Annotated in this window: 21 protein-coding genes; 14 read left to right on the top strand and 7 right to left on the bottom strand. The window is 62.6% G+C overall.

Features of this window, described 5'->3' with window-relative positions:
- Positions 1-150: 150 nt before the first annotated feature.
- Positions 151-1,320: a mandelate racemase/muconate lactonizing enzyme family protein gene (locus tag AC5ZGW_RS04745; RefSeq protein ID WP_130231382.1), complete on the top strand. Its 1,170-nt coding sequence runs from the start codon at positions 151-153 to the stop codon at positions 1,318-1,320.
- A 1,112-nt stretch (positions 1,321-2,432) separates the two neighbouring features.
- Here AC5ZGW_RS04745 and AC5ZGW_RS04740 read toward each other — a convergent pair.
- Positions 2,433-3,785 carry a malonyl-CoA decarboxylase gene (locus AC5ZGW_RS04740; protein ID WP_130228174.1) on the bottom strand — a complete coding sequence of 451 codons (1,353 nt, stop codon included), beginning with the start codon at positions 3,783-3,785 and terminating at the stop codon, positions 2,433-2,435.
- Positions 3,786-3,891: 106 nt separating this feature from the next.
- The gene (locus AC5ZGW_RS04735; RefSeq protein WP_165435400.1) at positions 3,892-4,692 is read right to left on the bottom strand and encodes an AraC family transcriptional regulator; all 801 of its coding nucleotides are present in this window, start codon (positions 4,690-4,692) and stop codon (positions 3,892-3,894) included.
- A gap of 122 nt (positions 4,693-4,814) precedes the next feature.
- On the opposite strand from AC5ZGW_RS04735, the gene AC5ZGW_RS04730 reads away from it, so the two are divergent.
- From AC5ZGW_RS04730 to AC5ZGW_RS04705, 6 genes are all read left to right on the top strand, one after another.
- Positions 4,815-5,993, top strand: coding sequence for an MFS transporter (locus tag AC5ZGW_RS04730; protein WP_130228172.1), 1,179 nt, complete (start codon positions 4,815-4,817; stop codon positions 5,991-5,993).
- Between the two features lie 199 nt (positions 5,994-6,192).
- Entirely contained in the window at positions 6,193-7,752 is a 1,560-nt protein-coding gene (locus tag AC5ZGW_RS04725; RefSeq protein WP_496113873.1) for an SUMF1/EgtB/PvdO family nonheme iron enzyme, read from the top strand.
- A 25-nt stretch (positions 7,753-7,777) separates the two neighbouring features.
- On the top strand, positions 7,778-8,203 hold the full coding sequence (locus AC5ZGW_RS04720; RefSeq protein WP_130228171.1) for a DUF4399 domain-containing protein: 426 nt from the start codon (positions 7,778-7,780) through the stop codon (positions 8,201-8,203).
- A gap of 105 nt (positions 8,204-8,308) precedes the next feature.
- Complete coding sequence (locus AC5ZGW_RS04715; protein WP_245474908.1) at positions 8,309-9,106, top strand: transporter substrate-binding domain-containing protein; 798 nt, start codon at positions 8,309-8,311, stop codon at positions 9,104-9,106.
- A 445-nt stretch (positions 9,107-9,551) separates the two neighbouring features.
- A complete protein-coding gene (locus AC5ZGW_RS04710; protein ID WP_130228170.1) occupies positions 9,552-10,376 on the top strand; it encodes a formate/nitrite transporter family protein in 825 nt (274 codons plus the stop codon).
- Positions 10,377-10,435: 59 nt separating this feature from the next.
- The gene (locus tag AC5ZGW_RS04705) at positions 10,436-12,175 is read left to right on the top strand and encodes a bifunctional protein-serine/threonine kinase/phosphatase (RefSeq protein WP_130228178.1); all 1,740 of its coding nucleotides are present in this window, start codon (positions 10,436-10,438) and stop codon (positions 12,173-12,175) included.
- On the opposite strand, the gene AC5ZGW_RS04700 is transcribed toward AC5ZGW_RS04705, so the two are convergent.
- Both AC5ZGW_RS04700 and AC5ZGW_RS04695 read right to left on the bottom strand, forming a co-directional pair.
- Positions 12,172-12,966, bottom strand: coding sequence for a substrate-binding domain-containing protein (locus AC5ZGW_RS04700; protein WP_130228169.1), 795 nt, complete (start codon positions 12,964-12,966; stop codon positions 12,172-12,174). The two genes, AC5ZGW_RS04705 and AC5ZGW_RS04700, sit on opposite strands and share 4 nt — an antisense overlap.
- 193 nt (positions 12,967-13,159) lie before the next feature.
- On the bottom strand, positions 13,160-14,380 hold the full coding sequence (locus AC5ZGW_RS04695) for a polyhydroxyalkanoate depolymerase (RefSeq protein WP_130228177.1): 1,221 nt from the start codon (positions 14,378-14,380) through the stop codon (positions 13,160-13,162).
- A 202-nt stretch (positions 14,381-14,582) separates the two neighbouring features.
- Between AC5ZGW_RS04695 and AC5ZGW_RS04690 the strand changes: the two genes are divergently transcribed.
- A complete protein-coding gene (locus AC5ZGW_RS04690) occupies positions 14,583-15,236 on the top strand; it encodes a glutathione S-transferase (RefSeq protein ID WP_130228168.1) in 654 nt (217 codons plus the stop codon).
- Positions 15,237-15,563: 327 nt separating this feature from the next.
- On the top strand, positions 15,564-15,998 hold the full coding sequence (locus AC5ZGW_RS04685) for a cupin domain-containing protein (protein WP_130228167.1): 435 nt from the start codon (positions 15,564-15,566) through the stop codon (positions 15,996-15,998).
- 336 nt (positions 15,999-16,334) lie between these two features.
- On the opposite strand, the gene AC5ZGW_RS04680 is transcribed toward AC5ZGW_RS04685, so the two are convergent.
- The gene (locus tag AC5ZGW_RS04680) at positions 16,335-16,559 is read right to left on the bottom strand and encodes a hypothetical protein (protein WP_130228166.1); all 225 of its coding nucleotides are present in this window, start codon (positions 16,557-16,559) and stop codon (positions 16,335-16,337) included.
- 174 nt (positions 16,560-16,733) lie between these two features.
- Here AC5ZGW_RS04680 and AC5ZGW_RS04675 point away from each other — a divergent pair, with 174 nt between their 5' ends.
- On the top strand, positions 16,734-17,099 hold the full coding sequence (locus tag AC5ZGW_RS04675; RefSeq protein WP_130228165.1) for a hypothetical protein: 366 nt from the start codon (positions 16,734-16,736) through the stop codon (positions 17,097-17,099).
- A gap of 111 nt (positions 17,100-17,210) precedes the next feature.
- Here AC5ZGW_RS04675 and AC5ZGW_RS04670 read toward each other — a convergent pair whose 3' ends face one another.
- Both AC5ZGW_RS04670 and AC5ZGW_RS04665 read right to left on the bottom strand, forming a co-directional pair.
- Entirely contained in the window at positions 17,211-18,314 is a 1,104-nt protein-coding gene (locus tag AC5ZGW_RS04670) for a mandelate racemase/muconate lactonizing enzyme family protein (RefSeq protein ID WP_130228164.1), read from the bottom strand.
- Between the two features lie 144 nt (positions 18,315-18,458).
- The gene (locus tag AC5ZGW_RS04665; RefSeq protein WP_496113872.1) at positions 18,459-19,688 is read right to left on the bottom strand and encodes an ABC transporter substrate-binding protein; all 1,230 of its coding nucleotides are present in this window, start codon (positions 19,686-19,688) and stop codon (positions 18,459-18,461) included.
- 244 nt (positions 19,689-19,932) lie between these two features.
- Here AC5ZGW_RS04665 and AC5ZGW_RS04660 point away from each other — a divergent pair, with 244 nt between their 5' ends.
- The 4 genes from AC5ZGW_RS04660 to AC5ZGW_RS04645 all read left to right on the top strand — a co-directional run bounded on the left by AC5ZGW_RS04660 (position 19,933) and on the right by AC5ZGW_RS04645 (position 24,302).
- Positions 19,933-20,772, top strand: coding sequence for an AraC family transcriptional regulator (locus tag AC5ZGW_RS04660; RefSeq protein ID WP_130228163.1), 840 nt, complete (start codon positions 19,933-19,935; stop codon positions 20,770-20,772).
- A 232-nt stretch (positions 20,773-21,004) separates the two neighbouring features.
- On the top strand, positions 21,005-21,931 hold the full coding sequence (locus tag AC5ZGW_RS04655; RefSeq protein WP_130228162.1) for an SMP-30/gluconolactonase/LRE family protein: 927 nt from the start codon (positions 21,005-21,007) through the stop codon (positions 21,929-21,931).
- A gap of 106 nt (positions 21,932-22,037) precedes the next feature.
- A complete protein-coding gene (locus AC5ZGW_RS04650; RefSeq protein ID WP_130228161.1) occupies positions 22,038-22,631 on the top strand; it encodes a GNAT family N-acetyltransferase in 594 nt (197 codons plus the stop codon).
- 27 nt (positions 22,632-22,658) lie between these two features.
- The gene (locus AC5ZGW_RS04645) at positions 22,659-24,302 is read left to right on the top strand and encodes a GMC family oxidoreductase (RefSeq protein WP_130228160.1); all 1,644 of its coding nucleotides are present in this window, start codon (positions 22,659-22,661) and stop codon (positions 24,300-24,302) included.
- The last annotated feature ends 6 nt before the right edge of the window (positions 24,303-24,308 follow it).

Raw genomic sequence — 24,308 nt, 5'->3', positions numbered from 1 at the left:
GTATTTGACTTCGTCATGCCCGGGCAAAAGCGCGAAGCGCGTCTTCGCGCAGATGTCCCGGGCATCCACGCCCTTCCTTCATCGCGAGCAAAGAACGTGGATGGCCGGGACAAGCCCGGCCATGACGAGCAATTGAGAGGCCAAACACACATGTCCGTCCGCATCATCGACGTCCGCGAAGTGACAAAGCCGATCGCCTCGCCGATCCGCAACGCCTATATCGATTTCAGCAAGATGACGACGAGCCTGGTTGCCGTCGTCACCGACGTCGTGCGCGACGGCAAGCGCGTGGTCGGCTACGGCTTCAACTCCAACGGTCGCTACGGGCAGGGCGGCCTGATCCGCGAGCGCTTTGCGCCGCGGCTGCTCGAGGCCGATCCGAAGACGCTGCTTGATGCGAGCGGCGACAATCTCGATCCGGACAAGGTCTGGTCGACCATGATGTCGAACGAGAAGCCCGGCGGCCACGGCGAGCGCTCGGTGGCGGTCGGCACCATCGACATGGCGGTGTGGGACGCGGTTGCGAAGATAGCGAACGAGCCGCTGTTCCGCCTGCTCGCCGAGCGGCATGGCCTCAAGGCCAATCCGCGCGTCTTCGTCTATGCCGCCGGCGGCTACTATTATCCCGGCAAGGATCTCTCCGCGCTGCGTGCGGAGATGCGTGGCTATCTCGACCGCGGCTACAATGTCGTGAAGATGAAGATCGGCGGCGCGCCTTTAACCGAAGACAGCGAGCGGATCGAGGCCGTGCTGAAGGAGATCGGCAAGGACGCGCAGCTCGCGGTCGATGCCAACGGCCGTTTCGATCTGGAGACCGCGATCGCGTATGCAAAAATGCTGCGGGACTATCCGCTGTTCTGGTACGAGGAAGCGGGCGATCCCCTCGACTTCGCGCTGCAGGCCGCGCTCGCGGAATTCTATCCGGCGCCGATGGCGACCGGCGAGAACCTGTTCAGCCATCAGGATGCGCGCAATCTCGTTCGTTATGGCGGCATGCGGCCGGACCGCGACTGGCTGCAGTTCGACTGCGCGCTGTCCTACGGCCTCTGCGAATATCAGCGCACGCTGCAGGTGCTGAAGACCCACGGCTGGTCGCCAAGCCGCTGCATCCCGCATGGCGGTCACCAGATGTCGCTGAACATCGCCGCCGGCCTCGGCCTCGGCGGCAATGAGAGCTACCCCGATCTGTTCCAGCCCTATGGCGGCTTCCCCGACGGCGTGCGCGTCGAGAATGGCCACATCACCATGCCCGATCTTCCCGGCATCGGATTCGAGGGCAAGAGCGATCTCTACAAGGAGATGAAAGCGCTCGCGGAGTAAGCCACGCTCGCGCCATTGAATCTCCGCCGTCATTCCGGGGCGTCCGAAGGACGAACCCGGAATCCATTGGGCCGCATGCGCAAGCAGTGAAATGGATTCCGGGCTCGATGCTTCGCATCGCCCCGGAATGACGGGGGGACGCATCGCGCAATCCTTTCCTCCGTCATGGCCGGGCTTGACCCGGCCATCCACGTTGTCGCGGGCGCGTGGAAGGACGTGGATGGCCGGGTCAAGCCCGGGCATGACGGCGTCGTATCATTCGCGCGATTTTCCTTAAGCCGATCAACGTGATTTGCTCTGTCCAGCCCTCGCGCAAAAAACATTCCGCTTCCGTCGTCGGGCAAATCAGTGATTTAACTCCGCGCGTCTCACCCGAATGAGGGGCGGCTCGCGATCGTCACGAACGTTGCGGTGAGATGCGGTGGACGCGGGTGCTGTGAACGACGAGCGCAGCTATCCGTGGACGGCGAAGTCGTGTGGTTCTGGCGCCCCGACGCTGGCGCTAAGCTCGCGAGCAGCAAGAGCTGCCGCGGGTGACGGTGGCAAGAAAGCCCGGTCACCGGGGAGAGCGCGAAGGAAGCCGTAACACCATCGCGCAGGGAAAGCCGGAATGCTTCGGTTGAACCTGTGGTCCTACCCCCGTGCTTTTTGTTGCACGGGACCCACGGGTGCAACCAGCACCCGGCTTTCCCTGCGCCCTCTGTTCAATGAGAGGGTGGAACGAGACGCAAAGCTCGGGCGCAATGCGCCGCGAGAATGCGAGCGCACATCCTCATCGCTGTTTGAAATTTGAATCAGGACTCTCCTCACGTCGTCCCGGGCTTGCGCGCCGCGGCGAAGGCCCTTGGCGTAGCCGGGACCCGGGACCCGTAACCACAGGGAGACGTGATGTGCTCCGCTACCACCGCTTGCTCGCGCCACAACACCTCCCTGTGGTTATGGGTCCCCGCTCCCGGGCGCAATTGCGCCCTAGGCGGGGACGACAACGGTGCGAGGTGTGAGAGAATCGTAGGATGGGTAGAGCGAAGCGAAACCCATCATTCGCGCGGCTTGCTCGATCGCGATGGGTTTCGCCGCGCTCTACCCATCCTACGGTGCTAATGCTTCGCCCGTCACGACAGCCGCATCTCGAGCAGCCGGCGGCCTTCGCCCTTGAGCAGCTTCTTCACGGCGCTGGAAGCGATCACCTCGCCGTTGTTGGCGTAGGCTTCGTGGTTCTTCTCGATATCGTCGAGGCGATAGAGATAATTGACCATGATGCCGGCGGATTCGCGCAAGCCTTTCGGCGAGAGGTCGCCGAGCCAATTGATGCGCTCCAGCCGCGCGCCGTTGCCGAGGTGGAAGCGCGCCACCGAATCGATCAGCCGTCCCTTCGGCGTTCGCGCTTTCAGGAAATAATAGGCGGCGAGCGGCTCCAGCACGGTCCGGAGCTGCGCGGCCAGTTCGGCAATGTCGAACCAGTCGGGCTTGCCGAGCCCTTCGAGCAGCAGCCGATCCTCGTCGGAGAGCGGGGCGTCGCTCGCCTGCCTCAGCCATTGCACGAAGCCCGGCACCGGCGACAGCGTCACGAAGGTGTCGAGCTTCGGCAATTCGCGGCGCAATTCCTCGACCACCTGCTTGATCAGGAAACTGCCGAAGGAGATGCCGCCGAGCCCGCGCTGGGTGTTGGAGATCGAATAGAACACGGCGGTGCGGGCGCGCTCGATCGGCACCGGCTCGCGCTGCTCGGCGAGCAGAGGTGCGATCGCGCCGGGGATCGTCTCGGTCAGAGCCACCTCGACGAAGATCAGCGGCTCGTCGTTCAGCGCCGGATGGAAGAACGCGTAGCAACGGCGGTCGATGGGATCGATGCGGCGGCGCAAGTCGTTCCAGTCGCGGATCTCATGCACCGCCTCGTAGCGAATGATCTTCTCCAGAATATTGGCCGGTGTCGACCAGTCTATCCTGCGCAGCACGAGAAATCCCCTGTTGAACCAAGAAGAGAGCAGATGGGTGACGTCGCGATCGAGCGACTCGAGGTCCTTGTTGCCTTTCATCAGGTTGAGCAGATCCGCACGCATCGCCACCAGTTCGCTGGTGCCGCCCGGCGCGCGGTTGAGCCGGCGGATCAGTTCCTGCCGGCGCGGCTCGGAGGCGAAATGCAAATCGCTGGCTTCGCCGTCGTCGGAACCCTTGCGCCAGGCCTCGATCGCCTGCATCAGCTTGGCGCGGTCAGGGCCGAAATCCCGGGACAGCGTCTGGAAGAACGCCAGCCGCCCCGCGGCGTCGAGATGGTGATAGCGGTCGAGCACCTCGCGCGCCATGGCAGTGCCGGAGGCTTCGCCGCGGCCCGAGAGCAGCGCCTCGCACAATTCAAGAAGCTCGGAGGCGTCCTGCTTCGTTTCCAACGAATTGCCTCGCCGGAGCAGCGTACGGCCGCGCTCGGAAATCGTTGCCAGCAGGTCGGAGAAAAAGGCATTGGCCATGGGAGGGATCGAATCCGATTACACCGAACCTTACATAGGATTTAGGTTCCTGCCGACTATACTCAAGAACACCATTTTGTCATGACTTGCCAATGAAGTCTCGCGTTCATTCCTTGCCCGCAAATTCCGTCGGCGTCTTGCCGGTCACCTGGCGGAACGCATGGGAGAACGCCGGAACGCTGGCATAGCCGAGGTCTGAGGCGATCTGCTTGATCGACACATTAGATTCTGTCGACAGTCGTTCAATTGCGGCCGCGATGCGGGCGCGCTGGCACCAGCTCTTGAAACTGAGCTGCGTCTCCGACGAGAACAGACGCGACAAGGTTCGCGCCGACGTGCCGACCTCGCGTGCCAACGTCTCGATTTCATATTGGGCGGTTGGATTGGCGAGGACGATGCTAGCGGCGCGCCGGCAGCGCGGTTCCTGCGGCAGCGGAATGAAGGTCGCGGAATCCTCGGCCTGGTCCAGTTCCAGCATGACCAGTTGCAGCAGAAGCGCAGTCCGCTCGTGATCGTCCCGTCTGTCGAACAGCGCCAGGATGGTCTGATGCAAGAGCGGCGATATCCGCACGACGAATTCGGCACCGAGGCTGTTGCCGCGCGCGTTGCGCTTCAGCCACGGCAATTCGAAATACAGCGTCCGCATCTGGATGTCGGCGAGCACGTCGATCGAATGCTCCATCAAGGCCGGCACCCACACCGCGCGGTCCGGCGGCACCAGCCAGCGGCCCTTCGGCGTCGTCACCTGCATCGTGCCCGCGGCGGCGTAGACCAGTTGCGACTCGCGGTGGATGTGGGTGTCGAGCCGCACGCCGCGCCGGTAGTGGCGCGCGACCAGATGCACGCCGTCGCCGGTGGCGCGTTGGCCCCGCAAGATCGCGGCAATTGGCGTTTCGGCGACAGTCATTGGCGACATCCCGTCAGGACAACTCCCTATAACCTAGTTCCGGAAGCAAGAGGATTCCCCAAAGGGACATCTAAGGGGACATCTCAAGAGGACTTCTAAAGGGATCGAAACAGGATCAACGCATGAACAGCCCCAGCCGGGTGATCACCTACGTCAACGCCGCCCATTTCATTGACCATTATTCGATGCTGATCTTCGCCGCCGCCGTCATCGTGATGGGTCCGGCGCTCGGCATGGCCTATTCGGAATTGCTGCCATACGCCACCCCGGGCTTCATCGCCTTCGGCGCCGGCTCGCTGCTGACAGGCTGGCTCGGCGACCGCTGGAGCCGCCGCCATATGATGGTGATCTTCTTCATCGGCATCGGGCTGTCCATGATTTCGGTCGGCTTCGTGCAGACCCCGCTGCAGCTTGGTGCGGCGCTGCTGGCGATCGGCGTGTTCGCCTCGATCTACCATCCGGTCGGCACTGCCATGATCGTGTCCTATGCCGACAAGCTCGGCCGCGAGATGGGGCTGAACGGGGTCTGGGGTAATCTCGGCGTCGCCTCCTCGGCGCTGGTCACCGGCGTGATCGGCCAGTATCTCGGTTGGCGCTTTGCCTTCATCATTCCCGGCATCGTCACCGTGCTGCTCGGCATCGCCTTCGCGCTGACCGTGGTGCATGAGGATCGCAAGGGCAGCAAGCAGGCCGCAGCCCAGGCGCGCGTCGCGAAGAAGGACATGTGGCGCGTGATCCTGTCGCTCCTGATCGTGGTGATCGCGATCTCCACCACCTTCAACGCGGTGACGGTGGCGCTGCCGAAACTGTTCGCCGAACGGCTCGCCGACCTGACCAGGAGCCCGGCGCTGCTCGGCGTGATCGCAGCCTGCGTCTATGTGTTCGGCGCGATGACGCAGTACACGATCGGCAAATTGCTCGACCACCATTCGCTCAAGACGGTGGCGCTGCCGCTGTCCTTCATGCTGGCGCCGTTCCTCTATCTGGCAGCGACGCTGTCGGACCTGCCGCTGATCCTGGTGTCGATCGGCATCGTGATGGGCGCGTTCGGCCAGGTCACGGTCAACGATGCCATGGTCGGCAAATACACCAGCGAGGAATGGCGGTCGCGCGCCTATGCGGTGCGCTATTTCGTCGGCTTTACCGCGGCCGGCGCCTCGGTCGGACTGGTCGCCTGGCTTTATGAGCAGGGCGGGTTCGTCACCATGTTGCGCGCGTTCGCCGCGCTCTGTCTATTGGCGATCGCAGCGGCTATTATCCTGCCCAATGAGATCAGGACGCCGGCGCCGCAGGCGAACTGAGGCCGGGGATATTTCGTCGCGGACACGCAAGGTTGATCGTTATGTGAACTGCATCACTTCATGCGTCGCACAATATCTGGCAAACTTGTTTGGGGTAAGGAGTGTGATAGGCTCTTTATGGGTAGACCTTTAGGTTTCGGGGGCTGAGGCTAATTGCGCCTCAACGCTGTATTTGCGGTTTTTGGAGCCCAACCGATCCATGGGTGAGATTCGCGACTTCAAGTCGGGCAGGCACGAGCGGCCGCCGGGTGATCCGACGCCGCGGCGCCTTGCCGCGATCGTCGCAGGCGACATCGCCGGCTACAGCCGCCTGATGCAGCTCGATGAGGAGGGCACGCACAACCGCGTCAAGCGGATCGAGCGCGACCTGATCGAGCCGACCATCGTCGAGCATCACGGCAAGCTGGTGAAGACGACCGGCGACGGCTTCATTGCGATGTTCGACAGTCCGGTCGAAGCCGTCAGGTGCAGCATCGTGATCCAGCAGAACCTGGTCGGCCGCAACGCGGCGGTACCGAGGGACTACTGGATCGAGTACCGGATTGGCGTCAATCTCGGCGACGTCATCATCGAGCCCGACGACATCTATGGGGACGGCGTCAACGTTGCCTCGCGCCTTGAAGGGATCGCCGAGCCGGGGCAGGTCTTCATCTCCGGTGGCATCTACGAGCAGATCAAGCACAAGCTGGTGTGCGGTTACGAGTCGCTCGGCGACCGCAAGGTCAAGAACATCACCGACCCGGTGCGGGTCTATCGCGTGCTGCCGGATGCCGCGGCCTTCCAGCGGACGCGCCGGCGGCGCGAGAACGTCCTGATCTTCCTGCTCAGCATCACGCTCGCGATCATCGCCGGCGGCATCCTCTGGTCCTTGCTGATACCGCGGAGCGAAAAGCTGGCGGTGCGAACCCCGGCGCCAGCGGCATCACCGTCGCCCGCGGCATCGCCGAAGGCCGAGCCGGCGCCCGCCACGAAACAGGCGGCAGCTCCCGCTGCCAGTCCCACGGCGCAACCGCAGCCGCCGCAGCCCTCCGCGAGCCCGGCGGTGACGGCGGTCGCGCCCCCGACGCCGCCCACGCCGTCCGTGCGGGAGCCCGAGATGGTCGCGCTTCAGGGCGGCAGCTTCTCGATGGGCAGCAATGACGACGCGTCGGAGCGGCCGATCCGAAGGGTGACGGTCAAGCCATTCGCCATCGCCAAATATCCGGTCACGGTCCGCGAATGGAACGCGTGCGCCGCCGCCAAGGTGTGCGGCTTCACGGCGACCGGAAAGGACGAGGCGCCGGTCACGAATGTGAGCTGGAGCGATGCTAAGCAATACGTCACCTGGCTCGCGGACGTCACGAAGAAGGCCTATCGGCTTCCGAGCGAAGCCGAATGGGAGTTTGCTGCCCGCGGCGGAACGCAGACCAGATATTGGTGGGGCGAGCAGATGCAGCCGGGCATGGCCAGTTGCAAGGATTGCGGCGACAGCGCCGCCGCCGAGCAGCCGACCAAGGTCGGTAACTTCAAGTCCAATCCGTTCGGCCTGCATGACATGGGCGGCGGGGTCGACCAGTGGGTCGAGGATTGCTGGCACAAGAATTATCAGGGTGCCCCGGCCGATGGTTCTCCCTGGCTTGGCGGAGACTGCACATCCCATGTGCTCCGCTCCGGCTCCTGGAAGAATGACACGCGTTATGTGCGACCGGCCAATCGGGATAACTACGACACCAACGTTCGATATCCGACCCATGGCTTCCGGGTCGCGCTGTCGCCTTAAAGTATTTGGATCGGGGAGGGGGGCAATGAGAGTTGCGCGTACACTTCTGATTTCTGCGGTCCTGTCGTCGCTTACGAACGTTGCGCACGCGCAGGATAAACCTGCACCGAAGGATGCGGTCCTGTATTTTGTCTGGCCGCAGAATGGCGCGACCATCAAGGGCGCATTCTGGGCCCGCTTCGGCCTCCGCAACATGGGCGTGACCCATGCCGGCGACGACTATGCGAACGCCGGTCATCACCATCTGCTGATCGACGTCAACGAGCCGCTCAATCCGAACGAACCGATCCCATCGGACAAGTCCCACCTGCATTTCGGTGCCGGCCAGACCGAGGCGCGTATCGAGCTGCCCCCCGGTAAACATACCTTGCAGCTCGTGCTCGGCGACGCCAAGCACTATCCGTTCAAGCCGCCGGTCGTGTCGGAGAAGATCACGATCCGCGTCAGATGAATTTATAGTGTCGGCCGGCTTCCGAAAACTGGCGGTTGCCTGTTTCCCCATCATGCGGTTTGTTGCTGCAACAGCCGGGCAACAGCCTCGGCGTGGAGGAAGCCGATGGCCAGTCAATTGCCCCTTATCACAGGCCTTGTTGTCGCGGTTGCCATGATGGCCGTACCCGCCAGTGCCGACGCGCTGAAGGACGAGATCGCGCCGACCGGCAAGCTCCGCGTCGCGATTGCGATCAGTCCGGCGGGCGGTGCGTTCTGGTGCACCAAGGCCGAAACCGGCTATGCCGGCGTGCCGGTCGATCTCGGCAAGGCAATGGCCACGCAGCTCGGCGTACCCGTTGAATATGTCGTGCACCAGAATTCTGGACAGATCACCGATGCGGCATCGAAGGGCACCTGGGACGTCACCTTCCTGCCCAAGGATCCAGAGCGCGAAACCAAGATGACGTTCGGCCCGATTTATGAGGTCGCGGACGCCACCTACATCGTCAGGCCGGGCTCGGCGGTGACGAATTTCGCCAGCCTCGACCAGCCGGGCGTCAAGGTCGCCGCCGTCAACAACACCACCACCATGCGGGGTGCGATCGCGCACCTGAAGAACGCCAAGGTGACGGGCTATCAGACCTATGACGAGATCTTCAATCTCCTGAAGAGCGGCGAGGTCGACGCGTTCGCACTCTCGCGCGACCAGCTCAATGCGATGGCGAAGAACATTCCCGGCACTCGGGTGCTGGACGAAACCTTCAAGCAGACGGTGACTGCGGTCGCGGTCCCGCTGAATCATCCGCTGTCGGCGACTTTTGCGACCAAGTTCATGACGGAAGCGACTGCCAACGGCACGCTCCGCAACGCCTATGACAATAACGGGCTGAAGGACGCGCCGATCCGGACGCAGGCCAAATAGGCGCCCAGTCCTCAGTGTGCGTGCCGTATAGGCAGCGTGCCCAAATCAGCGGCATGGCTTCACCAGGCGGCGCAGCGACAACTGCCTAAAGCCCCTGCAATTCCCGGCCGTTCTCCACCGATCGGCGAGCACCACTGTTGGCACATCGATTGCTTTTCGATGTACCAGTCAATGACGACTGCCGTCCTTCGGATTGCCTAGGCCAGCGTTGGCTGAAGGTGCAGGGATCAAAGCGACCTTATTCGGACGTGCCGAGCAGTCGTTAAAGACGCCACCCCATATCCCTGTTCCAACCGGGCTCCGCCAACCGCAGCGTCGCAGCAGGAATTATCTCATTCCTGTCGCGCCGTAGATCCGGCGCGCGTCCATGACGGCCACTCATCCTTCATATCCGCGCTGCGGCCGAGCCGTGGTGTTGTTGGTTTTGCGAACAAGGGGAACTGGAATGGCCTATCTCGTGCCTTCGGAATTTGTCACCAAGATGGTGGACGCGGGTGAGTCGAAGATCTTCATGTCGACGCGCGACACGGTGATCCGTGCCTATATGGCAGGCGCGATCCTGGCGCTCGCCGCGGCCTTTGCGGTGAGCGTCAACGTATCGACCGGTGTGCCGATCGTCGGCGCGGCGCTGTTTCCGGTCGGTTTCTGCATGCTCTATCTGTTCGGCTTCGATCTTCTGACCGGCGTGTTCGTGCTGTCGCCGCTGGCCTGGATCGACAGGCGGCCGGGCGTGACGCTCGGCGGCGTGCTGCGCAACTGGGGCCTGGTGTTCATCGGGAATTTTGCCGGCGCCTTCACCGTGGCTGTGATGATGGCGATCGTCTCGACCTTCGGCTTCTCTTCGCCGCCCGACAAGGTTGGCCAGATCATCGGCACCATCGGCGAAAGCCGCACGGTCGGTTATGCCGCGCACGGCGCGGCGGGCATGCTGACGCTGTTCGTCCGCGGCATGCTCTGCAACTGGATGGTCTCTGCCGGCGTCGTCGGCGCAATGATCTCGACCACCGTCAGCGGCAAAGTGATCGCGATGTGGATGCCGATCATGCTGTTCTTCTTCATGACCTTCGAGCATTCGGTCGTGAACATGTTCCTGTTCCCTTCGGGGCTGCTGCTCGGCGGCAAGTTCACGATCATGGATTATCTGATCTGGAATGAGATTCCGACCGTGCTCGGCAACCTCGTCGGCGGTCTCGCCTTCACCGGGCTGACGCTCTACGCCACCCATGTGAAGACAGCGCCGAAGCGCGAGCGCCAGCGCCTCGCGGCTTGATCTGATCGCGCATATGGGTCTCTCCTTTGCGGAGAGACCCATTGCCTCTTCACCTCGCGATGTCGCGCCATTTGAAAATATCGGTCGGGCAATGTTCCGATAAAGGCCGCAAGGAAACCAATCAGGATTTCCATGGCATCCTGATTCCGAGCGAGCCGCTGCTCGGCCTGAAGGGCATCGCGATCGTGCTCGCCGATGGGATCAGCTCGAGCAGCGTCAGCCGCATCGCAAGCGAGTCGGCCGTCAAGGGGTTCTTGACCGACTATTACTGCACCTCCGAATCCTGGTCGGTGAAGACCTCGGCGCAGCGCGTGCTGGAAGCCACTAATTCATGGTTGCATGCGCAGACCCGGCGCAGCCAGAACCCTTACGAAAAGGACAAGGGCTATGTCTGCACGCTGAGCGCCATGGTGATCAAGTCGACCACCGCGCATATCTTCCACGTCGGCGACTGCCGGATCTATCGTCTCGCCGGCAACAGCCTTGAGCAACTGACCACCGACCACCGCGTGGTCTTGTCCTCGGTGCAGAGCTATCTCGGCCGTGCCTTGGGCGTTAATCCACAGGTCGAGATCGACTACCAGTCGTTCAGGGTCGAGCCGGGCGACATGTTCCTGTTGGCGACCGACGGCATCTATGAGCATGTCGCACCGCGCCAGTTGGCAAAGATGATCGTCGACGGCGCCGATGACCTCGACAAGGCGGCGAAGGCCATCGTCGAGCAGGCCTATGAGCGCGGTAGCCAGGACAATCTCACCGTCCAGATCGTGCGTATCGACGAACTGCCGGAGAGCAGCGCCAGCGAGGCGTTCGGCCAATCGAGCGAGTTGCCGTTGCCGCCGCTCTTGGAAGCCAGGATGGCGTTCGACGGCTACACCATCGTGCGCGAGCTGCATGGCAGCAGCCGCAGCCACATCTACCTCGCCGTTGATGACGACACCGGCACCACGGTGACAATCAAGATTCCGTCGATCGATCTGCGCGACGATCCCGCCTATCTGAAGCGGTTCATGATGGAGGAATGGGTCGCCAAGCGCATCGACAGCCCGCATGTGCTGAAGCCCTGGACGCCACCGCGCACGCGCAATTATCTCTACGTCGTGACCGAATTCATCGACGGGCAGACGCTTCGGCAATGGATGATCGACAATCCGAGCCCGCAGCTTGAGACGGTCCGCGGCATTGTCGAGCAAATCGCCAAGGGCATCCGCGCCTTCCACCGCAAGGAGATGCTGCACCAGGACATCAGGCCCGACAACATCATGATCGACAAGACCGGCACGGTGAAGATCATCGATTTCGGATCGACCAGGATCACCGGCGTAGTCGAGGCGGCGCCCTTGGACGGCCGCAACGAGATTCTCGGCACCCAGCAATACACTGCCCCGGAATATTTCCTGGGCGAGCCTGGCACGCCGCGCTCGGATCTGTACTCGCTCGGGGTCATCACCTATCACATGCTGACGGGACGGCTGCCTTATGGCGCCCGGGTCGCCCGCGCGAGGACCCGATCGGACTTCAACAAGCTCATCTACGGCCCGGCCACGCACATCCGTCCGGACATCCCGATCTGGGTCGATCGAGCAATGGAGCGGGCCGTGCATCCCAATCCATATAAGCGATATGACAGTCTGTCGGAGTTCTTGTTCGACCTCCGCAATCCCAACGCAAAATATCTCACGACGTCATCAACCCCGCTGATTGAGCGCAACCCACTATTGTTCTGGAAATGTACGACGCTCGTGCTGGCGCTCGCCCTGGTTCTCCTCTTGGCCTACGGGGCGCATCGCTTTCATTAGTGTGTGGTGCCGGAGGGGATCGGGTCCAGTCCGCTCTTGATCAGCTCAGCGCGGGCGTCGGGCGATGCGAGGAAGTGGATCAACGCGCGTCCTGCGTCGGGCTCCTTGGAGGCGCTGGCGATCCCGGCGGCAAACACCGTGATCTTCTGCAGCTCATCCGGCAGCGGCCCGACGATATCGATGCCGGCAACGGGCTTCAGCTCGCTGATCTGCTGCAAGCCGATCTCGGCTTCGCCCTTGGCCACGATCTCGCCGACGGGCGTGGCCGGAATCTTTCTTGCTTTGTCCTTCATCGCTTCGGCAATGCCGAGCTTCTGGAACATGTCGGTCGATACGTAGACGCCGCTGGCGCTGTCGGAATAGGCGATCGACTTTGCCGCGAGCAGCGCGCGCTTCACGGCATCCGCCGAGCTGATGTCCGGCTTTGGCGCGCCTGATTTCACCGCGATTCCGATCGGCGATTTGACGAGTTCGACGCGGCTGTCGGCTATCACCTTGCCTTGCGCGGCGAGGTCATTGAGGGCGTAGCCGACCATGATGAGCACATCGGCGGGCTCGCCGCGCTCGAGCCGCACCGGAATTGCGTTGACGGTGGTTCCCATCGACGGTCCATAGGCGGTCGACACCTTGTGGCCGGTCCTGCGCTCGAATTCCGGCACCAGGGCTTTGTAGGCGGCAGTTAGCCCGCCCGAGATCATTACGTGGATTTCGGCGGCGGATGCGGAGGCGGTGAGGAAGAGGGTGGCGGCGAGGGCAAGTGCGAGCGCGCGAAAAGTCGCGAAGGGCCGCATGGTCGTTTTTCTCCCGGGACAATTTTCTAGGTGCTCGTCGCGTTGGGCAGACTATTGCGTGCGGGGGCGAGTGGCTAGGGCCTCCACCCGTCATTGCGAGCCGAGCGAAGCAATCCATGTCGCCGCTTGCGGAAGCATGGATTGCTTTGTCGCTATGCTCCTCGCAATGACGGAAAGAGAAGCGCTCGCCTTGTCACGAATTCACGTGCACGAAGTCGCGCAACAGCGGATAGATCTCGTTGTTCCAGCGCTTGCCGCTGAACACACCGTAATGGCCGACGCCGGCCTGCATGTGGTGCACCTTGCGATAGCCGCGCACGCCGGTGCAGAGGTCCTGCGCGGCGAGCGTCTGGCCGATCGAGCAGATGTCGTCGCGCTCGCCTTCGACCGTCATCAGGCCCATGCGTCTGATCGCAGCGGGATTCACCGGCCGGCCCCGGTGCATCAGCTTGCCCTGAGGTAGCAGGTGCTCCTGGAACACGTCGCGCACGGTCTCGATGTAGAATTCCGCCGGCAGATCCATCACCGCGAAATATTCATCGTAGAAAGTCTTGATGACGTTTGCCTTGTCCTTCTCGCCCTTGGCAAGATGATTGGCGAGGTCCATGTGCTGCTTGATATGGCGCTCGAGGTTCATGGAGACGAAGGCGGTGAGCTGCACGAAGCCCGGATAGACCTTTCGGAACGCGCCCCGGCACTGGATCGGGACATAGTTGATGAGGTTGTCCTCGAACCACTTGATCGGCTTGCTCTTGGCAAATTCGTTGACCTTGGTCGGCTGGATGCGCGTGTCGATCGGCCCGGCCATCAAGGTCAGCGATGCAGGGCGCGCGGGGTGATTGTCCTCCGACATAATCGCCGCCGCCGCCAGCGCCGACACTGAAGGCTGGCAGATGGCGACCATGTGCGCGCGCGGGCCGAGCTTATCGAGGAAGGTGATGAGATGGTCCGTGTAATCCTCGAGCCCGAAACGACCTTGGTCGAGCGGAATGTCGCGCGGATTGTGCCAGTCGGTGATGTAGACGTCGTGATCCTGCAGCAGCGTCATGACCGTGCTGCGCAATAGCGTCGCGAAGTGACCGGACATCGGCGCTACCAAGAGCAGGCGCGGGTGCTCGGGTCCATCGACCTTCTTGAAGTGCAGGAGCGATCCGAACGGCGTGGCGTAGGCAACTTCCTCCCGCACCTCCAATTCGCGATTGCCCACCCTCACGCTGCCGATGCCATAGTCGGGGCGGGTGTAGGTCAGGGTGGAGCGCGAGATCAGTTCGAGTGCGGCGGCAAGCCGGCCAAACAGCCGGTCCGAGGCCCCCTGCGGCACCAGATTAAGATATCTAAGTGCCGCCGCCGCCCCCGTGCGCCATGGTGCCGTCAGGTCCATGTGATTCTGGTAGGCTTGGTACATCATTGACATTGACATCGTACGCGACCGCCCCTTGCCCCGCGTTGCCATGCAATATCGAAGCCAAAGCGGAGTCGAACCGCCCTCGAAATTGGCACGTGGCTTGCTGCTTGGGATATTCGGCGCCCAGGCGATGAGCAGGGGCGATATCCGCAAGGATAGGCTGGAGGCTTTGGGTCCCTGCGGTCGAGGTTGAGGCGTGAAGGAAGGCTCTATGGCAACGACACTGACCATCAGCAGCAAGAACTATTCATCATGGTCGCTGCGTGGCTGGCTGCTGGCGAAATTCGCGAGGCTGGAATTCGAGGAGGTGATCACAGCTCCGGACGACGCCTCGGCCCGCGCGGAACTCCTGCTGCTCTCGTCGTCGATCCTAGTGCCCTGCCTGCGCCACGAGGGCGCGACCGTCTGGGACACGCTGGCGATCGCCGAGTATCTCAACGAGGTCATGCCGAATGCCGGTCTGTTGCCGGAAGACCGCATAAAGCGGGCACATTGCCGCTCGATCTGCGGTGAAATCCACTCCGGCTTCACGACGCTGCGGGCATCGCTGCCGGTCAATCTGAAAGGCCATTTCCCGGGCTTCAAGATCTGGTCGCGCGCGCAGGCCGATATCGACCGGATCTGCAGCATCTGGCGCGACTGCCTCGCGGAGTCAGGCGGACCGTTCCTGTTCGGTGAGCGCCGCACCATGGCGGACGCGATGTATGCGCCGGTCGTCACCCGCTTCATCACCTATGACGTCAAGCTCGAGCCGATGCTCGCAGCCTATGCCGCGACCATCATGTCGATGCCGGAGATGCGGGAGTGGGTCGAGGCAGCCAAGGCTGAGCCCGCCGACGTCGAGGAGCTGGAGGTCGAATATTAGGCAGTGCTGCCTGCCGGCTGCGCGTTCAGCGGGCTCAAGCACGGTGCAAGTACTGCCTAAAGCTCGTGCCACGGCAGCCGCGCGCGAGTAGCGGCAGGCGAGCGGTGGTTGCGCCGCGAAAAATCGCTCGACTCAAATTCAGGCTTGGTTCCAAGCGCTTCGTCCGCTTGGCGACAGCGATCTGCAGGAATCGCTGCGCCGCAGCGCGACTGGCGCGGATTTCGCATAGCACGAACCAAGCTGTGAACGCGACGATGCGACGCTGCCGAAAATTTGGACGCCTTGCGTAGCCGCGAGTCTCGCGATCGAGAACGTTGGAGGCTTCAAATGAACCAGCATGCCGTTGTCAGCAAGTTCTCTCACGTCACGCCAGGCGATACCGAATTCAAGGGCGGGGGCCTGCGCGATTTCTTCCTCTACCGCGATCTCGGCATAGCCGATGCCACCGGCGGCCAGGTGATCTGCCATCTGGTCAAGGCGAATCCCGATTGCCCGCCCGAGGATGGCACCGGCTGGCATCGCCATGATTGCGATTTCCAGATCGTGATCATGATGAAGGGCTGGGCGCGCTTCATGTACGAGGACAAGCCGACGCTGGTGCAGGCCGGAGACGTCGTGCACCAGCGGCCCGGTATCGTGCACTACCTCTTCGACTACTCACCGGACATGGAATATCTGGAGATCGTGAGCCCGGCGGACTTCAAGACCGTCGACATGCCGCCGGCCACCGACAAGGTGCCGCCGGTGACGCCTTGGAAGTAACTGATTGGGAGTCACCGATCATGTCGTCTCCGGAGGAATTAACTCTTGTGGTTGGCCGTTGGCTGCGGCCGCTGGTTGTTCTCCTGCATGTCGTGCGCCTGCTCGGACTGGCACCGACATCTAGCCGTGAACAACAGCGTACGGCACTCCATCACTGATTCGGACGCGCTTCGTTCCACGGGTGTTCCGAACCTTAAGGCGGCGAATTTTCCCGTCGCATTTTGATACAAGCAAATGCGAGAGGGATGATGCTTCATCCCACTCGCAGGTTTTGCTTCAGCGTGAGCTTCGCGTCGCTCGCGAAGCGGAAGCCGATAGCGACTCTTCTGTGATCTCCTAAGCCACACCTCTTTGCTTGACGCGAGGAAAGCGCCAGGCAATCACGGTCGCCTCGACCGTTCCGCCGGATTCGTCATTGAGCCAATGACCGTCGGTAAAGCGACAGGCGAACGGCAACTGATATGTGCCGCTCTGATCTTCGCAAAGCACTTCGACGATCTCGTTCGGCGGAGGTTCGCCGTTGCCATCGAATTGTGCCAGTCGCTTTTCGCGCGTTGCCATCTGATTATTCTCCACTTCCGATGCGTGGAAACGTTTGAGTTCCCAAAAGCCCCCCGCACCCCGCAATAAGTGGAGGACAGCGCCGGAATGCGGTTACAGTGTGGTATCTCTGACGATGTCGTCGTGCTTTGCGCACATTGCCGTGAGCGCGTGGAGGACTTAATGAACGTTAAGATGATGATCGCCTCGCTCATGATGCTCGTATCCAGCGCGTTGGCATTTAACAAAGTTAATGCTCAGGACGTTCCAGGCATCGAGATCTGTACCGTCGAGAAGACCTGGGAGCGGCGCACGAGCTGCCTGCAGAGCAATGTCGACTTCCTCCAGAAGACGATCACGAAGCTTGTGACCGATCACCAGCAGAAGCTCGATGCGGCCAATCGCCAGATTGAATACCTCAAGGGTGCATCCGCGACCTTGCAGAAGCGCGTGGATGATCTGCTGGCCGCGCAGAAGAAGATGGACGAGGACTTGAAGAAGAAGGCCGACGTGCCGCCGGCAAAGGACGCTGCGCCGGCGGCGAAAGAAGGCGGCAAGTGATGTGTGTCCGTCATTGCGAGCGCGAGCGAAGCAATCCATCTCACCGCTCGCGGAGACATGGATTGCTTCGTCGCTGCGCTCCTCGCAATGACGCCTGGGGTGAGAAGCCCCCTACGACACGCGGTACTGCTCCATCACGTCTCTGTCGGGCTCATAGCCGAGGCCGGGCCCTTGCGGCACCTCCACGCTGCCGCTTGCATCGACATCGGCGCGGCCGCGCCAGAGGCAGGCCGGCCGTTTCATGTAAAAGGCTTCGATGAAGCCGTCGTGGCGTATCGACATCAGGTGCAGCGTCGCCAGGAAGCCCGGTCCGAAATAGGGCGAGTGTGGAACGATCTTGATGGCGAGTTCGTCGGCGAGCGTCGCAACTCTCAGGAACTCGGTGATGCCGCCGACCTTGGTTACCGAGGGTTGCGCATGGCTAACGGCGCCCGCCGTCATCATCTGGCGGAACTGGTGCACGGTGCAGGCATTCTCCCCGGCCGCGATGTCGAGGCCGCCCTTGGCGCGCACGTCGGCGAGCGTGGCAAAATCCTCCGGCGGCCAGACCGGCTCCTCGAGGAACATCGGACTTGCCGCCTGGCAGTCTCGCGCGAAAGCAATCGCGCTCGGGCCGTCCAGCGGGCAATTCATGTCGACCATCAGCGGGACGTTGCTGCCGATCGCGTTGCGTGCCGCGAACACCGCGGGCGTCGTGGTCTCGTGCAGCTTGATCGCGCCGTAGCCGCGACGGAGCGCGGCCTCGCATTCGCCGGCGATATGTTCCGGCGTGCCGATACGCATCAGGCTCGCATAGGCCGGGATCCTCGCGCGTGTGGCCTCGCCGATCAGCCGATGCAGCGGCACGCCCTTGATCTTGCCGGCAAGGTCCCACAGCGCGATGTCGAACCCCGAGATCGCGAACATCGTGATGCCGTAGCGGCCGAACAGATGCAGGTTGCGCTGGATCTGCTCCATCACGGCGGGAATGCCGGATGCATCAGGCACGTCGAGGCCACGCGCCTGCGGCGCGATCATCTCCTCGATTGCGGTGCGGGTCGTCTGTGGACAGACATAGGCGAAGGCGTCGCCCCAGCCCGTGAGGCCGCTATCGGTCGAGACTTCGACCAGCACCATGTCAAGCGCTGCGATCGCCGACGCGCCCTGCCGGAAGCTCGCGGGGCCGGCGTCATAGGGGATGCGGATGTGGTGTGCGCGGATATCAGTGATTTTCATAAGGTGCCTCCAAAGGTGGATGCCGAGTGCTCCGTCATGGCCGGGCTCATCCCGGCCATCCACGCCCTTCGCCGTTAAGTGCCCAACGTGGATGCCGGGGACAAGCCCGGGCATGACGGGTTCGATGGTGTCTTAGGTTGAGCGTTAAGAGCCCTTCTCGCCGCTCATGACGGGGCCGAACCGCTCCCAGCTCTCGCCCTTGAAGCGCGTCATCTGGAGTTGCTCGATTGGCGCGAAGTCGTTCGGTCCGGTCTTGATGCGGGTGCCCGGCAGGTAGATGCCGATCTGGAAATCGAGATTGGCCGCCTGCTTCATGACATTCTCGCGGGTGAGGTTGTCGCCGCATTGGCGCAGCACCTGCTCGAGCCCCTTGGCGACGCCATAGCCAAACACGGTCGCGGCATCGTCGAGATCGCCTTCAGGATACCATTTACCCATGAACGCCCGCCACTCGTTCATCGCGGGATCGTTCTTCCATTCGGCGTCCTTGGGATCCTTCAGATAGTTGGTGGACAGCACGCCCTGGCTGGCCTCATAGCCGGCCGGTTTCATGACGCCGCCGATCGAAACGGAGACGTTGGTCAGGAACTGCACCGGGTGCCAGTCCAGCTCTGCGATCTTCTTGATCGCCTGCGCCGCGAATTTCGGCGTCGCGATGTTGACGAAGATGTCGGGATTGGCGCCCTTGAGCTGGACCACCTGGGAATCCACCGTGGGCGAACTGGTCTCATAGGAGGCCTCCACGATGATCAGCTTGCCAGCCTGATCGCCGAGGCCCTCGCGCAACCCGATCACGTAATCCTTTCCGAAATCGTCGTTCTGGTAGAGCACGCCGATCGTTTTGCCCGGATAGTTCTGCAGGATGTACTTGCCGTAGATCCGCGCTTCGACCTGGTAGCTGGGCTGCCAGCCCATGGTCCACGGGAAATTCTTCGGGTCGTTCCACTTGGCGGCGCCGGTGGAGACGAAGAGCTGCGGCACCTTCTTCGAGTTCATGTATTTCTGGATTGCGGTATTGCCCGGCGTACCCAGTGGGTTGAAGATCAGCAGCACCTCGTCGTTCTCGACGAGCTTGCGGGCCTGCTCGACCGTCTTCGGTGGGCTATAGGCGTCGTCATAGCTGATGAAGTTGATCTTGCGGCCGTTGATGCCGCCTTCCGCATTGAGCTTCTTGAAATAGGCCGCTTCGGTCTTGCCGATTGTGGCGTAAGCCGAGGCCGGGCCAGAATATGGCATGATGTTGCCGATCTTGATTTCGGTGTCGGTGGCACCGGGGTCGTATTTCTTTTGTGCGCTGGCGGTTCCCGCGAGCGCGACAGCCAGAAGTGTCGCAAGCAGCATGGATTGGGCATAGTTCAAGAGCCGGTAGTGCATCTTTGTCCTCCCTGACAGTTCGCCGCGGCTATTGCAGTCTTGATTATGGGCAGCTTGATGTGAGCCGTCGGATCGATGCGTCAGCGAGTATGCACGATTGGCTATGCCTTGCCAGCGACGGGGAGGGTTGCAATTTCCGTGGGACGGAACGACGCTTTGATTGCTGCGGGACAGCAAGGACTGTCAAACGGTGCACGGCGCGATCACGCATGATGGACGCGTTTCGAGGGAAGGCCCGACAGCCATGAATCCAGCCCAGAAGGCGCTCTGGTACATCGAGAGCCATCTTGGTCAGCCGCTGACGCTCGACGAGATCGCCGGCATCGCCGGTGTCTCGCGCTTCCATTTGGTGCGCGCGTTTGCGGCGGCGACGGGGTTTCCGGTGATGCGTTACGTGCGCGCCCGCCGTCTCAGCGAGGCGGCTCGCGCGCTTGCGGGCGGCGCGCCGGACATTCTCAGCCTTGCGCTGGATGCGGACTACGGCTCCCACGAAGCGTTCACTCGCGCGTTTCGCGACCATTTCGGCGTCACGCCTGAAACGGTTCGCGCCACGACGTGCCTCAGCAAGCTGAAGCTACAGGAGCCGATCATGATGGATTCAACCGCGCTCGATCATCTCAGCCCGCCACGCATTGCAACCGGAAAGGCGTTCCTCGTCGCCGGCGTCGGCGAACGCTACAATCACGCCAATTGCGACGGCGCCGGCATTCCGAACCAGTGGCAGCGATTTCACCAGACGGTCGGCAATATTCCCGGCCGCATTGGCAACGTCGCCTATGGCGTCTGCTGCAACGGCGATGACGCCGGCAATTTCGATTATATCGCCGGCGTCGAGGTCGCCGAGTTCTCCGACTTGCCGCGCGAGTTCAGCCGGGTGCGCATCCCCGAGCAGAGATATGCGGTCTTCACCCATGGCGAGCACATCTCCACGATCCGGCGAACCGTGAACACGATCTGGAATCACTGGCTGCCGCAGTCCGGTATGAAGGCGGCCGATGCGCCGAACTTCGAGCGCTATGACGAGAACTTCGATCCTATGACCGGCAATGGCGGCCTCGAGATCTGGGTACCTGTGAAGGAGTGATGGACTTGTAGGATGGGTAGAGCGAAGCGAAACCCATCAATGCGCCAGATGCGATGGGGCAAGATGATGGGTTTCGCTTTCGCTCTACCCATCCTACGGCAGCTCGCAAGGCTGCCCTGCTCCGCGCTTGCTTGGCAAGCAGGAGCGTCTTTGCCATAACTTTGCGCAAACAATACGTTGCGTGGGGCGGTCCAAAAATCCCCTTGCAGCCACAAGTAGCCGGGAGGATTTCATGGCCAATATCCGCGTTCTCGCCACCGATCTTGAATTTCCGGAAGGGCCGGTGGTGATGCCGGACGGATCGGTGGTGCTGGTCGAAATCCGCGGGAAACGGTTGACGCGGGTCTATCCGGACGGGCGCAAGGAAGTGGTGGCGCAGATTCCCGGCGGCCCCAATGGCGCGGCGCTCGGCCCCGACGGCAAGATGTACATCTGCAATAATGGCGGCTTCAGCTGGATCCCGACGCGCAACATGATCATGCCGGGGCCGCAGCCGGAAGACTATATCGGTGGCTCGATCCAGCGCGTCGATCTGCAGTCGGGCAAGGTCGAGACCGTCGTCGATAAATGCGGCGAGCATGCCTTAAGGGGACCGAACGACCTTGTCTTCGACAAGCACGGCGGACTCTGGTTCTCCGATCTCGGCAAGCGCCGCGCCCGCGAGATGGACGTCGGCGCGTTCTACTACATCAAGCCCGGCATGAAGGAGATCGTCGAGGGCGTGCATGGTCTGCTGCCGGCCAACGGCATCGGCCTGTCGCCGGACGAGAACACGGTCTACATCGCCGAGACCCCCACGGCACGGCTGTGGGCCTACGATCTCTCCGAGCCGGGCACCGTCAAGCCGCGCGACGTGATCTATCGCGGCGAACGCGGCAAGCCGATTGCGGGGCTCGGCGGCTACCAGATGTTCGACTCGCTTGCGGTGGAAGCGAGCGGAAATGTCTGCGTGGCGACGCTGGTCTCGGGCTGCATCTCCGTGATCGCGCCTGATGGTACCCTGGTCGAGCAGGTGCCGACCGGCGACCGCGTCACCACCAACATTGCCTTCGGCGGACCCGAGCTGAAGACCGCCTACATCACGCTGTCAGGCAAGGGCGAGCTGATCGCGATGGATTGGGCGCGGCCTGGCCTGCCGCTGAATTTTTTGAATAAATAGTGCTAAGGCGTCATTGCGAGCGAAGCGAAGCAATCCATGGCGCCGCGTACGGACAGATGGATTGCTTCGTCGCTGTCGCTCCTCGCAATGACGGAAAGGATACCGGATGCCCTGGCTTGAACCTATCACCCTTCGCGGCGCGCATGCGCGGCTGGAGCCACTGTCGCCGGATCACGCCGATGGTCTCGTTGAGGCCGTGAAGGACGGCGAGCTCTGGAAGCTCTGGTACACTTTCATCCCTCGGCCTGAAGACATGCGCAAAGAGATCGACCGCAGGCTTGGCCTGCAGGCGGCTGGATCGATGCTGCCGTTCACGGTGTTCGATGCCTCCGGCACCATCTCGGGCATGACCACCTACATGAATGTCGATGCGCTCAACCGGCGCGTCGAGATCGGTTCGACCTGGTACGCGAAGCGTGTGCAGCGCAGCGCGGTCAATACGCAGTGCAAATTGCTGTTACTGACGCATGCTTTTGAGGCGCTCGATTGCATTGCGGTAGAGTTCCGCACGCATTTCTTCAACCACCAGAGCCGCCGCGGCATCGAGCGGCTCGGCGCCAAGCTGGACGGCGTCCTGCGCAGCCACCAGATTGCACCAAACGGCACGTTGCGCGACACCGTGGTCTACAGCATTATCGCCAGTGAATGGCCGACGGTGAAGGCGCACCTCACCTATCAACTCAACGAAAAGCCGCGGTAGCCGCTCTGCCGCGCCAGAAACGAGACGATGGAAACGTTCGATTATGTGATCATCGGCGCGGGCTCCGCCGGTAGCGTTCTTACCAACCGCTTGAGCGAGGATGCCGGCACTACGGTGTGCGTGCTCGAAGCAGGCCCGAAGGATTGGCACCCCTATATCCATCTGCCGGCCGGCTTCATCAAGACGTTCCACATGAAGAGCGTCAACTGGGCCTACCAGCAGGAGCCGGGCCCTTGGACCGGCGGCCGCAGCATCTATGCGCCGCGCGGCAAGACGCTCGGCGGCTCGTCCTCGATCAACGGCCATATCTACAACCGCGGCCAGCGCCAGGACTTCGACACCTGGGCGCAGCTCGGGAACCGCGGCTGGGGCTATCCGGACGTGTTGCCCTATTTCAAGCGGATGGAACGTCGTGTCGGCGAGTGCGACGAGACCTATCGCGGCCGCGACGGCAGCCTCACGGTCACCACCATGGACTGGCAGGACCCGCTCTGCGAGGCCTTCATGGAGGGGGCGGTCAGCCTCGGCATTCCGCGCAATCCTGACTACAACGGCGCGATCCAGGAAGGCGTGTCCTACTGTCAGCGCACCATCCAGAACGGCCTGCGCATGAGCGCGGCGAAAGCGTTCCTGCATCCGGCGCGGAAGCGGCCGAACGTCAACGTGCGCACGCATGCGCATGTCACCAACATCATCTTCGAGGGCAAGCGCGCGGTCGGCGTGCGTTACTTGCGGGGAGGGCGGGGCGGCGAGCCGGTCGAGGTGCGAGCCAGCAAGGAAGTGATCCTCTCCGGCGGCGCCTACAACTCGCCGCAGGTCCTGCAATTGTCCGGCGTCGGCTCGCCGGAGCTGTTGCAGTCGCACGGCATCGAGGTGCGCCACGCATTGCCCGGTGTCGGCGAGGGATTGCAGGACCATTACGCGCCGCGTTCCGTCGCGCGCGTGAAGAACATCCGGACCATCAACGAGCTTCGGCGGGGCCTCAGCCTGTGGGTCGAGGCGTTGAAATGGGCGACGACACGGCGCGGCCTGCTGTCGCTGTCGCCGACCATGGTCTATTGCTTCTGGCATTCGGGCGAGACTACGGAGAGTTCGGACCTCCAGCTCACCTTCACGCCGGCGAGCTACAAGGAAGGTGTGCAGGGCCAGCTCGAGGATCAGCCCGGCATGACGGTCGCCTCGTGGCAGCAGCGGCCGGAGAGCCGCGGCTTTGTCCGCATCCGCTCGTCTGATCCGTTCGCGCCGCCGATCATCCAGACCAACTATCTCGTCGAAGAGCTTGATCGCCGCGTCGTGGTCGCCGGCATGAAGCTGGCGCGCCGCCTGTTGAAGTCGGCGCCGCTTGCGCCTTACTACGACTACGAGGATTTCCCCGGACCGAACGTGCAGACCGACGACGAATTCCTCGCGGCTGCGACCGAGCGCGGCACGACGACCTTCCATCCCGGCTGCACTTGCCGGATGGGTCCGGCGGATGCCAGATGGGCCGTGGTCGACGACCAGCTCCGCGTCCACGGACTGCAGGGCCTGCGCGTGGTCGACGCCTCCATCATGCCGCGCATGATCTCCGCCAATCTCAACGCCTCGACGATGATGATTGCCGACAAGGCCTCCGACATGATCCGCGGCAAGCAGGCGGCGGCCGCCGTGGCCCTGGCGGAATACGCCTGACGCTGT

The organism is Bradyrhizobium sp. Crot121 (assembly GCF_059512385.1).
Note: the sequence above shows the minus strand (reverse complement) of the source record. Positions and strands in the feature narration are given on the sequence as shown.

Excerpts from the sequence above, each read along its gene's own strand:
- AC5ZGW_RS04745 (WP_130231382.1), top strand. The coding sequence starts at position 151 with ATGTCCGTCCGCATCATCGACGTCCGCGAAGTGACAAAGCCGATCGCC.
- AC5ZGW_RS04740 (WP_130228174.1), bottom strand. The coding sequence starts at position 3,785 with ATGGCCAATGCCTTTTTCTCCGACCTGCTGGCAACGATTTCCGAGCGC.
- AC5ZGW_RS04735 (WP_165435400.1), bottom strand. The coding sequence starts at position 4,692 with ATGACTGTCGCCGAAACGCCAATTGCCGCGATCTTGCGGGGCCAACGC.
- AC5ZGW_RS04730 (WP_130228172.1), top strand. The coding sequence starts at position 4,815 with ATGAACAGCCCCAGCCGGGTGATCACCTACGTCAACGCCGCCCATTTC.
- AC5ZGW_RS04725 (WP_496113873.1), top strand. The coding sequence starts at position 6,193 with ATGGGTGAGATTCGCGACTTCAAGTCGGGCAGGCACGAGCGGCCGCCG.
- AC5ZGW_RS04720 (WP_130228171.1), top strand. The coding sequence starts at position 7,778 with ATGAGAGTTGCGCGTACACTTCTGATTTCTGCGGTCCTGTCGTCGCTT.
- AC5ZGW_RS04715 (WP_245474908.1), top strand. The coding sequence starts at position 8,309 with ATGGCCAGTCAATTGCCCCTTATCACAGGCCTTGTTGTCGCGGTTGCC.
- AC5ZGW_RS04710 (WP_130228170.1), top strand. The coding sequence starts at position 9,552 with ATGGCCTATCTCGTGCCTTCGGAATTTGTCACCAAGATGGTGGACGCG.
- AC5ZGW_RS04705 (WP_130228178.1), top strand. The coding sequence starts at position 10,436 with ATGTCGCGCCATTTGAAAATATCGGTCGGGCAATGTTCCGATAAAGGC.
- AC5ZGW_RS04700 (WP_130228169.1), bottom strand. The coding sequence starts at position 12,966 with ATGCGGCCCTTCGCGACTTTTCGCGCGCTCGCACTTGCCCTCGCCGCC.
- AC5ZGW_RS04695 (WP_130228177.1), bottom strand. The coding sequence starts at position 14,380 with ATGTCAATGATGTACCAAGCCTACCAGAATCACATGGACCTGACGGCA.
- AC5ZGW_RS04690 (WP_130228168.1), top strand. The coding sequence starts at position 14,583 with ATGGCAACGACACTGACCATCAGCAGCAAGAACTATTCATCATGGTCG.
- AC5ZGW_RS04685 (WP_130228167.1), top strand. The coding sequence starts at position 15,564 with ATGAACCAGCATGCCGTTGTCAGCAAGTTCTCTCACGTCACGCCAGGC.
- AC5ZGW_RS04680 (WP_130228166.1), bottom strand. The coding sequence starts at position 16,559 with ATGGCAACGCGCGAAAAGCGACTGGCACAATTCGATGGCAACGGCGAA.
- AC5ZGW_RS04675 (WP_130228165.1), top strand. The coding sequence starts at position 16,734 with ATGATGATCGCCTCGCTCATGATGCTCGTATCCAGCGCGTTGGCATTT.
- AC5ZGW_RS04670 (WP_130228164.1), bottom strand. The coding sequence starts at position 18,314 with ATGAAAATCACTGATATCCGCGCACACCACATCCGCATCCCCTATGAC.
- AC5ZGW_RS04665 (WP_496113872.1), bottom strand. The coding sequence starts at position 19,688 with ATGCACTACCGGCTCTTGAACTATGCCCAATCCATGCTGCTTGCGACA.
- AC5ZGW_RS04660 (WP_130228163.1), top strand. The coding sequence starts at position 19,933 with ATGAATCCAGCCCAGAAGGCGCTCTGGTACATCGAGAGCCATCTTGGT.
- AC5ZGW_RS04655 (WP_130228162.1), top strand. The coding sequence starts at position 21,005 with ATGGCCAATATCCGCGTTCTCGCCACCGATCTTGAATTTCCGGAAGGG.
- AC5ZGW_RS04650 (WP_130228161.1), top strand. The coding sequence starts at position 22,038 with ATGCCCTGGCTTGAACCTATCACCCTTCGCGGCGCGCATGCGCGGCTG.
- AC5ZGW_RS04645 (WP_130228160.1), top strand. The coding sequence starts at position 22,659 with ATGGAAACGTTCGATTATGTGATCATCGGCGCGGGCTCCGCCGGTAGC.